Raw genomic sequence first — 15,358 nt, forward strand, 5'->3', positions numbered from 1 at the left:
CGACACCGGGGGGCATCAGGGTGCAGATGCGGGGGCGCACAGTCTGCCCCAAGCGCCGCGAGAGGGCGAGGCGGCGGCCCGCCGCGGACCGGGCCGGTTGTCGGTGGGGTGCGGCAGGATGGGGCGAATGAGCGAGCAGAGCCTTCCCGAGGACACCCGAGAGGGGTACGCGGACGAGCTGCCCGAGTACGCCGAGCGGGTCCTGGAGGTCGCCGAGCGGATCCCGCCCGGGCGCGTGATGACGTACGGCGACGTCGCGGAGTGGCTGGAGGAGGGAGGGCCGCGCCAGGTCGGGCGGGTGATGTCCCTCTACGGTGGTGCCGTCCCCTGGTGGCGGGTGGTGCGCGCCGACGGGGTCCTGCTCCCGGGCCACGAGCTGGGCGCGCTGGACCACTACCGTGCCGAGGGGACCCCACTGAAGGAGGCGAACAGGGCCGCGGAGGGTCATCTGCCGCGGCTCGACATGAAGCGGGCGCGGTGGGACGGCGGCGCGGACGCGGGGGCTCACACCTGACAGCTTCCGCCATCGAAGGCCCTCGGCGGGAGTCTGTGGCCCGTACGAGGGACACCGGGGACGTCCGTGGCATGACGTACGTTCGTGAGATGTGCGGCGCGCGAGCCGCGAGTGGCTGCGGAGGCTGACGGGAAGAAGCGGAAGCGCTGCTTCCGTCCGGTTCGTCGGCGTAGCGTCGGCTGCGCGTGTCCCGCTCACCCCGCGGCCACCTCCGCGCCCGCGCGACCGCGCACCGACCAGCACACCCACCAGGACCGGCGAACCACGTGAGCTCCTCTTCCTCCACCAGGCACCTGCCGCACCTCCAGGTGCGGCAGGGGAACCGTGGCGCTTACCGACTGGTCCGTACCCCGCCGGCCGACGTGGATCCCCCTCGTCTGGACGCCGCGCAGCGCGCCGTGGTTGACCACGCGTCCGGCCCGCTGCTCGTCCTCGCGGGTCCCGGCACCGGCAAGACCACCACCCTGGTGGAGTCCGTGGCCGCCCGGATCGCCCGGGGCGCGGATCCCGAGCGGATCCTGGTGCTGACCTTCAGCCGGAAGGCCGCCGTCGAGCTGCGCGACCGCATGGCCCTGCGGGTGGGCGCGGCCCGCGCGCCCCGGGCGACCACCTTCCACTCGTACTGCTACGCCCTGGTCCGCGCCCACCAGGACAGCGGTCTGTTCGCCGAACCGCTGCGGCTGCTGTCCGGCCCCGAGCAGGACGTCGCCGTCCGCGAGCTGCTGGCCGGCCAGCCCGACCTGGAGCGGCTCGGGCTCGACCACGTGCGCTGGCCCGACGAACTGCGCGCCTGCCTCACCACCCGGGGCTTCGCCGACGAGGTCCGCGCGGTCCTCGCCCGCAGCCGCGAGCTGGGCCTGGACCCGGCCGCCCTGGACGCCTTCGCCCGGCGCATCGGCCGCCCCGACTGGCGGGCCGCGGCCGCCTTCCTCGCCGAGTACCTCGACGTCCTCGACCTCCAGGGCGTCCTCGACTACGCCGAACTCGTCCACCGCGCGGTGCTGCTCGCCCACCGCCCCGAGGTCGCCCTGGACCTCGCGGGCCGCTACGACGCCGTGTACGTCGACGAGTACCAGGACACCGATCCGGCCCAGGTACGCCTGCTGCACGCCCTGGCCGGCGGCGGCCGCACCCTGGTCGCGTTCGGCGACCCGGACCAGTCGATCTACACGTTCCGCGGCGCCGACGTGAACGGCATCCTGGACTTCCCGTCCGCCTTCGGGCGCATGGACGGCCGTCCCGCCCCGGTGCAGGTGCTGCGCACGTCCCGCCGGTCCGGGGCCGGCCTGCTGGCCGCGACCCGGCTGCTGACCCAGCGGATGCCGCTGACCCGGCTGCCCGCCGACAAGGTGCGCGCGCACCGCGAGCTGACCGCCGCACGGGACGGCGGCCGCGTCGAGGTCTACACGTACCCGACGTCCGGCACCGAGCTGGACAACATCGCCGACATCCTGCGCCGCGCGCACCTGGAGGACGGCGTCCGCTGGAGCGACATGGCCGTCCTGGTGCGCGCCGGGGCCCACACCATCCCCACGGTCCGCCGCGCCCTCACCGCGGCCGGCGTCCCCCTGGACATCGACGGCGACGACGTACCGCTGCGCCACGAACCAGCGGTGGCGCCCCTGCTGACGGCACTGCGGGCGGTGGCTGAGGCCGAAGCGGCGCCCGATGCGGAGGAGGGCGGCTTCCGGCTCGACACCGGGACCGCGCTCACCCTGCTCACCTCCCCCCTCGCCGGCATGGACGCGGCCGACCTGCGGCGCCTCGGCCGAGCCCTGCGCGACGAGGAGCGCGCCGCAGGCAACGCCTTCCCTCCCCCCTCGGACCAACTGCTCGCGCGGGCGCTCGCCGAGCCCGAGCGGCTCGCCGTGCACGACCCCGGGTACGCCCGCGGGGCGCAGCGCCTCGGCGCGCTGCTCGGCAAGGCCCGGGAACGCCTTGCGGGCGGAGGTACGGCCGAGGAAGCGCTGTGGGTGCTGTGGAACGGCACGCCGTGGCCCTCCCGGCTGGAGCGCTCCGCCCGGCGCGGCGGCGCGGCCGGCCGCAACGCCGACCGTGACCTGGACGCCGTGTGCGCCCTGTTCGCCACGGCCGCCCGCGCGGAGGAGCGCAGCGGCGGCCGCGGCGCGCTGAACTTCCTCGCGGAGATCGAGGCCGAGGACATCGCCGCCGACACTCTCGCCGGCCGCGCGGTACGCCCCGACGCCGTACGCCTGATGACCGCGCACCGCGCCAAGGGCCTGGAGTGGCGCCTGGTCGTGGTGGCCGGCGTCCAGGAGGGACTCTGGCCCGACCTGCGCCGCCGCGGCTCACTCCTGGAGGCGGACCGCATCGGCCGCGACGGGCTCGCCGAACCACTCACCCCGGGCGCGCTGCTCGCCGAGGAGCGCCGCCTGTTCTACGTCGCCGCCACGCGCGCGTGTGAACGCCTCGTCGTCACCGCCGTGAAGGCCCCCGCGGACGACGGCGACCAGCCCTCCCGGTTCCTCACCGAACTGGGCGTCGAACCCCAGGACGTCACCGGACGCCCCCGCCGCCCGCTCGCGGTGGCCGCCCTGGTCGCCGAGTTGCGCGCGACCACCGTCGATCCGCGCGTGTCCGACGTCCTGCGGGAGGCCGCCGCCCGCCGCCTGGCCCGGCTGGCAGCGCTCGCCGACGAGGACGGCCGCCCCTTGGTGCCGTCCGCCCACCCCTACCGCTGGTGGGGCATGTTCGAGCCGACCGAGAGCAAGGTGCCGCTGCGCGACCGCGACCAGCCCGTGGTGCTCTCCGGCAGCGCCCTCGACCAGCTCGCCAACACCTGCAGCCTGCAGTGGTTCCTGGGCCGCGAGGTGAAGGCCGACGCGCCCGCCACCACCGCGCAGGGCTTCGGGAACGTGGTGCACGTCCTCGCCGACGAGGTCGCCTCCGGACGCACCCCCGCCGACCTCGCCGTCCTCATGGAGCGACTGGACTCGGTGTGGAACGCGCTCGCCTTCGACGCGCCCTGGAAGTCGGCGCAGGAGAAGGACAACGCGCGCGTGGCGCTCGAACGCTTCCTGAAGTGGCACGTCCTGGACCGCACCGCACGCACCCCGGTCGCCAGCGAGCAGGACTTCGACGTCACCCTCGAAGCGGGCGACTACGAGGTGCGCATCCGCGGCCAGATGGACCGGGTGGAGGCGGACGGCGAGGGACGCGCGTACGTCGTCGACTTCAAGACCGGCAAACAGGCGCCCAGCGCGGCCGAGGTGGCCCGGCACCCGCAGCTCGCCGTCTACCAGCTGGCGGTCCGCGAGGGCGCCGTCGACGAGGCCTTCGACGGGGTACGGCCCGAGCCGGGCGGTGCCGAACTGGTCCACCTCAGGCAGGGCGCCGCCCAGCGCGACGGCGGCGAGACCCTGCCCAAGGTGCAGGCACAGGAGCCGCTGGAGGGGGAGTGGGTCGGCGAGCTGCTGGCCTCCGCCGCCGGCAAGGTCCTCGACGAACGGTTCGCCCCGACCACCGGCCAGCACTGCACCCACTGCGCCTTCCGCGCCTCGTGCAGCGCGCGGCCGGAGGGGCGGCACGTGGTGGAGTGAGCGGCGTGCCGCGGAGTGCGCTGCGTCGTGGAGTGAGCGCCGTGCTGCGGAGTGCGCTGCGTCGTGGAGTGAGCGCCGTGCTGCGGAGTGCGCTGCGTCGTGGAGTGAGCGCCGTGCCCGTGGAGTGAGCGCTGTGCCGTCGAGTGCGCTGTTTTATCGATTGTCAGTCCCCGCCGCTAGCCTCTGTCCTCATGCCCGCCCGTATCACCGACCCCGAGCAGCTCAAGGAGCTCCTCGGCATCCCGTTCACCCCGGAGCAGACGGCCTGCATCACCGCGCCGCCCGCCCCTCAGGTGATCGTGGCCGGGGCCGGGTCGGGCAAGACGACGGTGATGGCGGCCCGCGTGGTCTGGCTGGTCGGCACCGGGCAGGTGGCCCCGGAGCAGGTCCTCGGCCTGACCTTCACCAACAAGGCGGCCGGTGAGCTCGCCGAACGCGTCCGCAAGGCGCTCGTCAGGGCCGGCGTCACCGACCCCGACGTCATCGACCCGGACAACCCGCCCGGCGAGCCCGTCATCTCCACGTACCACGCCTTCGCGGGCCGGCTGCTGACCGACCACGGTCTGCGCATCGGCCTGGAGCCGACCTCCCGGCTGCTCGCCGACGCCACCCGCTACCAGCTCGCCGCGCGCGTGCTGCGCGAGGCCCCCGGCCCCTACCCGGCCCTCACCCGCTCCTTCGCCGACCTGGTCAGCGACCTGCTCACCCTCGACTCCGAGCTCGCCGAACACCTGGTACGCCCCGAGGATCTGCGGGCCTGGGACGCCGGTCTGCTGAACACCCTGGCCGGCGTGAAGCTCGGCAACGCCGACCTGCGCAAGGTCCCCGAGGCGGCAGCCGCACGCCGCGAACTGGCCGAACTTGTCGTCCGCTACCGGGCCGCCAAGCGGGAGCGGGACCTGCTCGACTTCGGCGACCAGATCGCGCTGTCCGCGGCGCTGGCCGGCGTCGCCGAGGTGGGCAGGCTGCTGCGCGACGAGTTCCGGGTCGTGCTCCTCGACGAGTACCAGGACACCTCGGTCGCCCAACGCGTGCTCCTGGCGGGCCTGTTCGGCGCCGGCACCGGCCACCCCGTGACCGCGGTCGGCGATCCCTGCCAGGCCATCTACGGCTGGCGCGGCGCCTCCGTCGCCAACCTGGACGACTTCCCCGAGCACTTCGCGCACGCCGACGGCCGCCCCGCCACCCGCCAGGCGCTCAGCGAGAACCGCCGCAGCGGCGGCCGCCTCCTCGACCTCGCCAACGGCCTCGCCGAGCCGCTGCGCGCCCTGCACGCGGGCGTGCAGGCGCTGCGCCCCGCCCCGGGTGCCGAGCGGGACGGCAGGGTCCGCTGTGCACTGCTGCGCACCCACGCCGAGGAGATGGACTGGATCGCCGACTCGGTGGCCCACCTCGTCCGCACCGGCACGGCACCCGGCGAGATCGCGGTCCTGTGCCGTACGGCGACGGACTTCGCGGAGATCCAGGGCGCCCTCGTCGCCCGCGACGTCCCCGTCGAGGTCGTCGGCCTCTCCGGGCTCCTGCACCTGCCCGAGGTCGCCGACCTGGTCGCCGTCTGCGAGGTGCTCCAGGACCCCGGCGCCAACGCCTCCTTGGTCCGGCTGCTGACCGGCCCGCGCTGGCGCATCGGCCCCCGCGACCTCGCCCTCCTCGGCCGCCGCGCCCGGCTGCTGGTGTCCCACGCGCGCGTGGGCGACGCCGACGACCCGGACCGCAGGCTCGCCGAGGCCGTCGAGGGGGTCGACCCGGCCGAGGTGATATCCCTCGCGGACGCCCTGGACACGTTCCTGGAGCTGCCGTTCGACGGCGACCGGCCCGGCCAGGGGGACGACGGGCTGCCGTTCTCACCGGACGCGCGCGTGCGCTTCGCCCGCCTCGCCACCGAACTGCGCGAGCTGCGCCGCTCCCTGTCCGACCCGCTGATGGACGTCCTGCACCGCGTCCTCGCCGTCACCGGCCTGGAGGTGGAGCTCTCCGCGTCCCCGCACGCGCTGGCCGCCCGCCGCCGCGAGACGCTCTCCAACTTCCTCGACGTCGCCGCCTCCTTCGCGGCCGGCGACCAGGAGGCGACCTTGCTCGCCTTCCTCGGCTTCCTGCGCACCGCCGCCCAGTACGAGAAGGGCCTCGACAACGCCCTCCCCGGCGGCGAGAACACCGTCAAGGTGCTCACCGCGCACAAGTCCAAGGGCCTGGAATGGGACGTCGTCGCCGTCCCCGGACTGGTCAAGGGCACCTTCCCGAGCAGCCAGGGCCGCGAGAAGTGGACCGCGCAGGCCAAGGTGCTCCCGCACGCCCTGCGCGGCGACAGCGCCACCCTGCCCGACGTCGAGGCCTGGGACTCGCGGGGCATGAAGGCCTTCCACGAGGCCATGAAGGACCACCAGCACACCGAGGAACTCCGCCTCGGCTACGTCACCTTCACCCGCCCCCGCTCCCTGCTCCTCGGCTCCGGCCACTGGTGGGGCCCCAGCCAGAAGAAACCCCGCGGCCCCTCCGACTTCCTCCGGGCCCTGTACGACCACTGCGCCGCCGGGCACGGCGAGATCGAGGCCTGGGCCGACGAACCGGAGGAGGACGAGGAGAACCCGGCCCTGCACACGGCGGGCGCCGACCAGGTCTGGCCGCTGCCGCTGGACACGGCCGCCCTGGCCCGCCGCCGCGCGGCCGCCGAGACCGTCCTCGCCCACCTGGAGGCCCTCACGGCCGGAACCGGCGCAGGCGCTCCCGCCGGCCACGACGCTCCCGCCGCCGAGGACCCGGACTGGCCCCCGCCGCCCGAGGACGAGGAACCGGACCCCTACGAGGACGACCTCCCGGCCCCGGACTCCGCCGACTGGGACTCCTGGAGCACCGACCGCCCCGTGGTCCCGCACCAGGCCACGCGCGCGGCCGGGCCCGCCGGGCGCACGCCCCCACGCACGCCGGAGCACGACAGTGCCCGGGAACGGGAACCCGAGCGCATCCTCCCCACCCCCGAAGATTCCCTCCTCACCCCCGAGGAGGCCCGCACCGTCGCCTCCTGGGACCGCGACCTCGACGCGCTCACCGGAGAGCTGCTGCGCGCCCGCCGGACCGTCACCGACGTCCCCCTCCCCGCCACGCTCTCCGCGACCCAGCTGATGCGGCTGGCCGAGGACCCGGACGGGCTCGCACAGGAACTCGCGCGCCCCATGCCACGCCCCCCGCAGCCGGCCGCACGCCGGGGCACCCGGTTCCACGCCTGGGTCGAGGCACGCTTCGAGGAGCTCACGCTGCCCATGCTGGAGCCCGACGAGCTGCCCGGCAGCGACGCCGAGATCGCCGACGAACGCGACCTCGAAGCCCTCAAGGAGGCCTTCGAACGCACCGAGTACGCGCACCGCACGCCGTACCGCGTCGAGGCCCCCTTCCAGCTCGCCCTCGCCGGCCGGGTCGTCCGGGGACGTATCGACGCCGTCTACCGGACGGACCACGGCGACGGGGCGACGTACCGGACGACGTACGAGATCGTCGACTGGAAGACCAGCCGTGTCCGCCCCGCCGACCCGCTCCAGCTGGCGATCTACCGGATCGGCTGGGCCGAGCAGCAGGGCGTGCCACCCGAGTCGGTCACGGCCGCGTTCGTGCACGTGCGCACCGGCGAGGTCGAACGACCGGACGGCCTGCCGGACCGGGCCGCCCTGGAAAGACTGATCGTCGGACAAGTTGCCGGAGAAGCGGCCGGGCGAGCTGTCGCACAAGCCGAGTGTGACGAACCGCCCGCCGAGGATGTCGGTCCGGGCCGATAGGCTCGTGACCATGAGCCAGACCCCGGACAGCGCTGTCCGTACGTACATCGAGCAGCACCGCGCCGCCTTCCTCGCCGACCTCGCCGAATGGCTGCGCATCCCCTCCGTGTCGGCCCGGCCCGACCACGCCCCCGATGTACGCCGCAGCGCCGACTGGCTCGCCGCCAGACTGACCGAGACCGGCTTCCCGACCGCCGAGGTCTGGGAGACACCGGGCGCCCCGGCCGTCTTCGCCGAGTGGCCCGCGGGTGACCCGGACGCGCCCACGGTCCTGGTCTACGGCCATCACGACGTCCAGCCCGCCGCCCGTGAGGACGGCTGGGACAGCGACCCCTTCGAACCCGTCGTCCGGGACGGCCGGCTGTACGCGCGCGGGGCGGCCGACGACAAGGGCCAGGTGTTCTTCCACACACTCGGCGTCCGCGCCCACCTCGCCGCCACCGGCCGCACCGCACCCGCCGTCAACCTCAAGCTGCTGGTCGAGGGCGAGGAGGAGTCGGGCTCGCCGCACTTCCGGGCGCTCGTCGAGCAGCACGCCGGGCGGCTCGCCGCCGACGCCGTGATCGTCTCCGACACCGGCATGTGGTCCGAGGACACCCCCACCGTGTGCACGGGCATGCGCGGGCTCGCCGAGTGCCAGATCGTCCTGCACGGCCCCGACCAGGACATCCACTCCGGCGCCTTCGGCGGTGCCGTCCCCAACCCCGCCACCGTCGCGGCCCGCCTGGTCGCCGCCCTGCACGACGAGCACGCGCGCGTGGCGATCCCCGGCTTCTACGACGGCATCGTCGAGCTCAGCGACCGCGAGCGGCAACTCTGGGCCGAGCTGCCGTTCGACGAGGAGAGCTGGCTGCGCGAAGCGCATTCGTACGCCACCGAGGGCGAGGCCGGGCACACCACCCTGGAGCGGGTCTGGGCCCGCCCCACCGCCGAGGTCAACGGCATCGGCGGCGGCTACCAGGGTCCCGGCAGCAAGACGATCATCCCGTCCTCGGCCCTGCTGAAGCTGTCGTTCCGGCTGGTCGCCGGGCAGGAACCCGAGTACATCGAGAAGATCGTCCGAGCCTGGGCCACCGAGCGGATCCCCGCCGGGATCCGCGCCGAGATCACCTTCCTGCCGGCCACGCGCCCGTGCCTCACCCCGCTCGACCACCCCGGCCTCCAGTCGCTCGCCCGCGCCATGGGCCGGGCCTTCGAGCAACCGATCCGGTTCACCCGATCGGGTGGCTCGGGACCCGCCGCCGACCTCCAGGACGTCCTCGGCGCACCCGTCCTCTTCCTGGGCATCTCCGTCCCCTCCGACGGCTGGCACGCCCCGAACGAGAAGGTCGAGCTGGACCTCCTCCTCAAGGGCGTCGAGACCAGCGCCTACCTGTGGGGCGACCTCGCCGAGAACTGGCGCGATGTCCCCTGAGCCCTTCACGCCGTCCGGAGCGGCACCACGGGCGGGGCACACTGGAAGGGCCGCCCCACCGGCCCCGCCCCCGCCCCACCCGTTCTCCTCCCGCCCTTCGTCCCGCTGAACCGCCCGCTGAAACATCCGTTGCACTGGGGGAGTTGGAAGCACCCGTGACCACCTGGACCGACCACACCGCCGACCGACCCATCTCGCTCACCGCCCCGAGCGGCATCGACCGCGCCGCCCACCACCGGCTCGACGAAGCCTGGCTCGCCGCTGCGTGGAGCCACCCCGACACCCGCTGTTTCGTGGTCTCCGGCGGCCAGGTCCTCATCGACGAGACGCCCGAGGGCCGCACCGAACTCGTCATGACGCCCTCCTTCGAGGCCCCCCTCACCGAGGCGCACCGCTACTTCCTGGGCACCGACGAGGACGGCGTCAGCTACTTCGCCCTCCAGAAGGACGCCCTGCCCGGCCGCATCGACCAGTCCGCACGCCCGGCCGGCCTGCGCGAGGCCGGACTGCTGCTGTCCCCCCGGGACACCGGCCTGATGGTGCACGCGGTCGGCCTGGAGAACTGGCAGCGCACCCACCGCTTCTGCTCCCGTTGCGGCGAGCGCACGGTCATCGCGGCCGCCGGCCACATCCGCCGCTGCCCCGCCTGCGGCGCCGAGCACTACCCGCGCACCGACCCCGCCGTGATCATGGCCGTCACCGACGAGGACGACCGCATCCTGCTCGGCCGCCAGGTCCACTGGCCCGAGGGCCGCTTCTCCACGCTCGCCGGCTTCGTGGAGCCCGGCGAGTCCATCGAGCAGGCGGTCCGCCGCGAGGTCTTCGAGGAGGCCGGCATCACCGTCGGCCCCGTCGAGTACGTCGCGAGCCAGCCCTGGCCGTTCCCCTCCAGCCTGATGCTCGGCTTCATGGCCCGCGCGACCTCGACCGACATCAACGTCGACGGCGACGAGATCCACGAGGCCCGCTGGTTCTCCCGCGACGAACTGCGCGCGGCCTTCGACTCCGGCGACGTCCTGCCGCCGTACGGCATCTCCATCGCGGCCCGCCTGATCGAGATGTGGTACGGCAAGCCGCTGCCGACGAGGAGCTTCGTCTGAGACGGCCGTCATGACCGCGGAGGAGTACTGGAACCACAACGTCCACTACCACCCCGTGGTCCTGGACGCGGTCCCGGACGGCTGCCGCGCCGCCCTGGACGTCGGCTGCGGCGACGGCCTGCTCGCCGCCAAACTCGCGACCAGGGCGGAGTCGGTGACCGGCGTGGACCGGTCGGCGGAGATGATCCGGCTGGCGCAGAAGCGGGACGCCGGGAACGTCACCTTCGTCGAGGGCGACTACCTCGACGGGGCCGCCCTCGACGAGGAGGGCTACGACTTCGTCAGCGCGGTCGCCGTCATCCACCACGCCCCCTTCGACGACGCGATCGACCGGCTGGTGGGGCTGCTCGCGCCAGGCGGCCGGCTGGTCATCGTCGGCATGGCGTACAACCACACCCCTCTGGACTGGGTGATCAGCGGCTGCGGAGTCCCCGTGAGCCGGTGGAATGCGCGTCTGCGGGGCGGCAAGCGGGCCCCGGAGGGGATGCCCGTCGAGGATTCCCCCATGCACTGGGGAGAGGTCCGGCAGTCCACCGCGCACCGGCTCCCCGGCCGCCGGTACCGGCGCCGCCTGCTGTGGCGCTACACGCTGGTGTGGGACAAACCGGCCTGAACATGCGAAGGCGGCCCCTGGCGTGAGCCAGGGACCGCCATGCGCTGGGAAACCTACGCGCCGACCTTCTGCTTCACCTGGGCCAGCGACGGGTTCGTCAGCGTCGAGCCGTCGGCGAAGAGCACCGTGGGGACAGTCTGGTTTCCGCCATTCGCCTTCTCGACGAACGCGGCCGACTCCGGGTCCTGCTCGATGTTGATCTCGGTGTACGCGATGCCCTCGCGGTCCAGCTGGCTCTTCAGCCGGCGGCAGTAGCCGCACCACGTGGTGCTGTACATCGTCACAGTGCCCTGCATCTCGCTCGCACTCCTTCGGCAGGTCGGGGAAGGTCGTCCACGAGAGGAACGTACGCGGCCTGTCCGCCATTCCCGCAGCACGAGCCTTGGGCGTTCCCGCGGCACGGGCCGAGGGTGACGCCTGCCGCATTAGTACGACCGCGTGGGGTTGCCTGTGGACAACCGGCACAGCCGTCTCCGGCGACCTGGCAGCATGGCCATGTGACAGCAGCAACGCACTCCTCCCTCTTCCCGCCGGTACCGGACTCTGCCGACGCGGTGCTCGAAGGGCTCGACCCCGAGCAGCGCGCGGTGGCGACCGCCCTGCACGGCCCGGTGTGCGTGCTGGCCGGGGCCGGTACCGGCAAGACCCGGGCGATCACCCATCGGATCGCTTACGGGGTGCGGGCCGGCATCCTCCAGCCGTCCAGCGTGCTCGCCGTCACCTTCACCAACCGCGCCGCCGGGGAGATGCGCGGCCGGCTGCGCCAGCTCGGTGCCCAGGGGGTGCAGGCCCGTACCTTCCACTCGGCCGCGCTGCGCCAGCTCCAGTTCTTCTGGCCGAAAGCGATCGGTGGCTCCCTGCCCCGGCTCGTCGACCGCAAGATCCAGCTCGTCGCCGACGCTGCCGCAGCCTGCCGTATCCGCCTCGACCGGGGCGAGCTGCGGGACGTCACCGCCGAGATCGAGTGGTCCAAGGTCACCCAGACCGTCCCCGCCGACTACCCCCTTGCGGCTGTGAAGACCGGTCGGGAGGCTCCCCGCGACCCCGCCGAGATCGCCCAGATCTACTCGGTCTACGAGGACCTCAAGCGGGACCGCACGGTCATCGACTTCGAGGACGTCCTGCTGCTGACCGTCGGCATCCTGCAGGACCGGCACGACATCGCCGACCAGGTACGCGCCCAGTACCAGCACTTCGTCGTCGACGAGTACCAGGACGTCAGCCCGCTCCAGCAGCGGCTGCTGGAACTGTGGCTCGGCGACCGCGACAGCCTGTGCGTCGTGGGCGACGCCAGCCAGACCATCTACTCGTTCACGGGAGCAACCCCGGACCACCTGCTCGACTTCCGCACCCGCCACCCCGGGGCCACCGTGGTCAAGCTGGTCCGCGACTACCGCTCCACACCCCAGGTCGTCCACCTGGCCAACGGCCTGCTGGCCCAGGCCCGCGGCCGGGCCGCCGACCACCGCCTGGAGCTGATCTCCCAGCGACCCGCCGGACCCGAGCCCGTCTACACCGAGTACACCGACGAGCCCGCCGAGGCCGAGGGCGCCGCCCGCCGCATCCGGGAACTCTTCGACGCCGGGGTCCCGGCCGCGGAGATCGCCATCCTCTTCCGGACCAACTCCCAGTCCGAGACCTACGAGCAGGCCCTCGCCGACGCGGGGGTGCCCTACCAGCTGCGCGGCGCCGAGCGGTTCTTCGACCGGCCCGAGGTGCGCAAGGCGGGCGTGGCCCTGCGCGCCGCGGCCCGCTTCGGCGGCAACGACGCGCTGCTGGACGACACCGTTGACCTGCCCTCCCAGGTGCGCGCCGTCCTCTCCGGAGAAGGCTGGACCACCGAGCCCCCGGCCGGCTCCGGCGCGGTCCGGGAGCGCTGGGAGTCGCTGGCGGCTCTGGTCAACCTCGCCCACGACGTCGCCGCCGCCCGGCCGGCAGCCACCCTCGCCGACTTCGTCGCCGAACTCGACGAGCGGGCGAACGCCCAGCACGCCCCGACCGTCCAGGGCGTCACCCTCGCCTCCCTGCACTCGGCGAAGGGCCTGGAGTGGGACGTGGTCTTCCTGGTGGGTGTCGCCGAGGGCATGATGCCGATCACCTACGCGAAGACCGACGAACAGATCGAGGAGGAACGCCGACTCCTCTACGTCGGCGTTACCCGCGCCAGGGAACGGCTGCACGTCTCCTGGTCGCTCTCCCGCACCCCCGGCGGCAGACCCGGCCGCAGGCCCAGCCACTTCCTGGACGGGCTGCGCCCCGGCTCCACCGGCACCGTCGGCCGCGGTGGCGGTGCGGGCGGCGGAGGCGTCGAACGGGGCTTCACCGGCGGCCCCGCGGCCGCGCCCCGGCGCACCCAGCGCAGCCCCGCCCGCTGCCGGGTCTGCGGACGCACGCTGACCGACGCCGGCGAGATGAAGCTGATGCGCTGCGACGGCTGCCCGTCCGACATGGACGAGGGCCTCTACGAGCGGCTGCGCGAATGGCGTGCCGACCAGGCCCGGCTCAGCGGCCAGCCCGCCTTCTGCGTCTTCACCGACAGGACGCTGATGGCCATCGCCGAGAGTGCTCCGGACGACGACCGCGAGCTGGCCCGCATCCCCGGTGTCGGCATGCGCAAACTCAACCGTTACGGGGCCGATGTCCTGGCCATCTGCGCAGGCCGGGAGCCCGGGGGAGAAGAAGCGGGGGACTGATGCGAACTCGTCGAAAAAATAGTTTGCGCATGCCCCGGCAATCCCCATAGGTTCTAGGCACGGAAGCGGCGGCCTTCTCGAAGGCCCTGTTCCGTGTTGTACTTGCATATCCGAGCGGATCGGCTCAACACCGGTCCCCTAGACGCCGAGAGGAGGCGAGTCCAGTGATCAGCATCGAGACCAACATCAGCGCGGCCAAAATGACCGATCTCTCGGCCGTCTCCGTGTGCATGCTCGGCGTCTCCAACCTGGGCACCGGTGTGTCCGGCATTCCTGCCGTGCGTCCGGCGTCCTCCGTTTCTCTCGCGGGTCTTCCCGTCCGTGAGCGCAATGAGCGACCGACGAAGGCACTGGAAGCAGTAGCGGCACAGGCGCAGGCCTATGCCTTTACGGCAGCCGGTGCCGGAAGCCGGAAGCAGACGACGCAGCACCACCTGATGTGGGCCTTCCGTGGGCCAGAACCCTGGAGTGATCCAGCCTGATCGATCAGGCCGGCGCCTTCAGGGCCGCGGAACCCCATCCGGGATCCGCGGCCCTTCTGTTTTCCCCGAACGGGGAGAGCGGAGCGAAGGGGCCTCGGGACAAGAGCAGAACCCGGTACCAGCCGCCAACCGGTCCAACCCGACCGGAACGACCAGACGAGGAAGAACACCCGTGCAACTCGAAGCGCACGCCCCGTCCGTACCGCCTTCCGAAACGATCCCCCCGCCCGGCCTCACGGAGGACTCCACCTTGATCCCGCTCACCGCGCTCACCGCGCTCGACGACGCCATCGAGAACCTCGGCGTACCCGTCCCCTGCCGCTCCTACGACCCGGAGGTCTTCTTCGCCGAGTCGCCGGCGGACGTCGAGTACGCCAAGTCCCTCTGCCGCACCTGCCCGCTGATCGAGGCCTGCCTCGCGGGGGCCAAGGAGCGGCGTGAGCCCTGGGGCGTCTGGGGTGGCGAGCTGTTCGTCCAGGGCGTCGTCGTCGCCCGGAAGCGGCCGCGTGGCCGCCCGCGCAAGAACCCGGTCACGGCATGAACATCCACGGAACGATCGACCGCCCCCTCACGCACGATCCCAAGAAGCAGGCCCCGATGAAGCCGTCCACCAGCGAGCCCGCAGGCTCCGCGATCCCAGACTTCACCACCGCCGGTACCGACACCGGCTCGCGTCAGAACAGGACCCGAGAGATGCAACTCATCCCAGAAGCCCTGGCTCGTGCGCATATGCACGAGCGACTGCACGAGGCCGAGCGGGAACGCCGGGCCGTGCGCCTGGCGACCGCTCGCCGGATGCAGCGCCGGGCCGAGCGCGCCTCGATGCGCGCCCGCCGTGCGCTCGCCATGGCCGTGATGCAGTAACCCAGTACACCTGAAGCGGTGGCCTCCCGATCCCGGGAGGCGAAAGCTCCCCGCGGGGGCCGGTCCGGCCGAACGGACCGGCCCCCGCGGTGCGTTGTGCCCGCTGATCCACCCGCGGCGGAGTTATCGTCACCGGGTGACGAGTCTTCCCGGAGGCAGTGATCACGGCGGCTCCGCCACGGAGCCCCACCCGCTCGTGTGCGCCCGCTGCGGCACCCCGGCCGACGGCCCCCCGCCCGTCACCTGGACCTGCTCCGTGGAGAACGGCGTCCGCCAGTTCTTCTGCGAGGCCTGCTCCAGGGACAACCTCCGGGCGATCGAGGGCCGGCTCGACTCGTCCTGGTGGTGAAC

At 73.3% G+C, this 15,358-nt stretch carries 12 protein-coding genes; 11 read left to right on the forward strand and 1 reads right to left on the reverse strand.

Annotated features, from left to right (window positions below):
• Positions 1 to 127 precede the first annotated feature (127 nt).
• From ACFY0K_RS18805 to ACFY0K_RS18830, 6 genes are all read left to right on the forward strand, one after another.
• Complete coding sequence (locus tag ACFY0K_RS18805; protein WP_388602396.1) at positions 128 to 514, forward strand: MGMT family protein; 387 nt, start codon at positions 128 to 130, stop codon at positions 512 to 514.
• Between the two features lie 266 nt (positions 515 to 780).
• Positions 781 to 4,074 carry an ATP-dependent helicase gene (locus ACFY0K_RS18810; RefSeq protein ID WP_390640774.1) on the forward strand — a complete coding sequence of 1,098 codons (3,294 nt, stop codon included), beginning with the start codon at positions 781 to 783 and terminating at the stop codon, positions 4,072 to 4,074.
• 191 nt (positions 4,075 to 4,265) lie between these two features.
• Positions 4,266 to 7,841 carry a UvrD-helicase domain-containing protein gene (locus ACFY0K_RS18815; protein ID WP_390640775.1) on the forward strand — a complete coding sequence of 1,192 codons (3,576 nt, stop codon included), beginning with the start codon at positions 4,266 to 4,268 and terminating at the stop codon, positions 7,839 to 7,841.
• Between the two features lie 10 nt (positions 7,842 to 7,851).
• Positions 7,852 to 9,255 carry a dipeptidase gene (locus tag ACFY0K_RS18820; RefSeq protein WP_390640776.1) on the forward strand — a complete coding sequence of 468 codons (1,404 nt, stop codon included), beginning with the start codon at positions 7,852 to 7,854 and terminating at the stop codon, positions 9,253 to 9,255.
• A 155-nt stretch (positions 9,256 to 9,410) separates the two neighbouring features.
• Positions 9,411 to 10,355: an NAD(+) diphosphatase gene (gene nudC / locus ACFY0K_RS18825; RefSeq protein ID WP_390640777.1), complete on the forward strand. Its 945-nt coding sequence runs from the start codon at positions 9,411 to 9,413 to the stop codon at positions 10,353 to 10,355.
• Between the two features lie 10 nt (positions 10,356 to 10,365).
• A complete protein-coding gene (locus tag ACFY0K_RS18830) occupies positions 10,366 to 10,968 on the forward strand; it encodes a class I SAM-dependent methyltransferase (protein WP_390640778.1) in 603 nt (200 codons plus the stop codon).
• A gap of 53 nt (positions 10,969 to 11,021) precedes the next feature.
• On the opposite strand, the gene ACFY0K_RS18835 is transcribed toward ACFY0K_RS18830, so the two are convergent.
• Complete coding sequence (locus ACFY0K_RS18835; protein ID WP_089098894.1) at positions 11,022 to 11,264, reverse strand: mycoredoxin; 243 nt, start codon at positions 11,262 to 11,264, stop codon at positions 11,022 to 11,024.
• A 201-nt stretch (positions 11,265 to 11,465) separates the two neighbouring features.
• On the opposite strand from ACFY0K_RS18835, the gene ACFY0K_RS18840 reads away from it, so the two are divergent.
• The 5 genes from ACFY0K_RS18840 (at position 11,466) to ACFY0K_RS18860 (ending at position 15,356) form a co-directional block, all read left to right on the forward strand.
• Positions 11,466 to 13,661 (forward strand): ATP-dependent DNA helicase UvrD2, encoded by a 2,196-nt coding sequence (locus tag ACFY0K_RS18840; RefSeq protein WP_390640779.1) that lies wholly within the window; start codon positions 11,466 to 11,468, stop codon positions 13,659 to 13,661.
• 164 nt (positions 13,662 to 13,825) lie between these two features.
• Positions 13,826 to 14,143, forward strand: a complete 318-nt coding sequence (locus ACFY0K_RS18845) for a hypothetical protein (RefSeq protein ID WP_390640780.1) — start codon at positions 13,826 to 13,828, stop codon at positions 14,141 to 14,143.
• Between the two features lie 172 nt (positions 14,144 to 14,315).
• On the forward strand, positions 14,316 to 14,684 hold the full coding sequence (locus ACFY0K_RS18850; RefSeq protein ID WP_010984500.1) for a WhiB family transcriptional regulator: 369 nt from the start codon (positions 14,316 to 14,318) through the stop codon (positions 14,682 to 14,684).
• Positions 14,681 to 15,007: a hypothetical protein gene (locus ACFY0K_RS18855; RefSeq protein ID WP_390640781.1), complete on the forward strand. Its 327-nt coding sequence runs from the start codon at positions 14,681 to 14,683 to the stop codon at positions 15,005 to 15,007. Before ACFY0K_RS18850 ends, ACFY0K_RS18855 begins: the two co-directional genes overlap by 4 nt.
• A gap of 136 nt (positions 15,008 to 15,143) precedes the next feature.
• Positions 15,144 to 15,356, forward strand: coding sequence for a hypothetical protein (locus ACFY0K_RS18860; protein WP_143063667.1), 213 nt, complete (start codon positions 15,144 to 15,146; stop codon positions 15,354 to 15,356).
• The last annotated feature ends 2 nt before the right edge of the window (positions 15,357 to 15,358 follow it).

It is taken from the genome of Streptomyces sp. NPDC001507 (assembly GCF_042894765.1).
GTDB lineage: Bacteria > Actinomycetota > Actinomycetes > Streptomycetales > Streptomycetaceae > Streptomyces.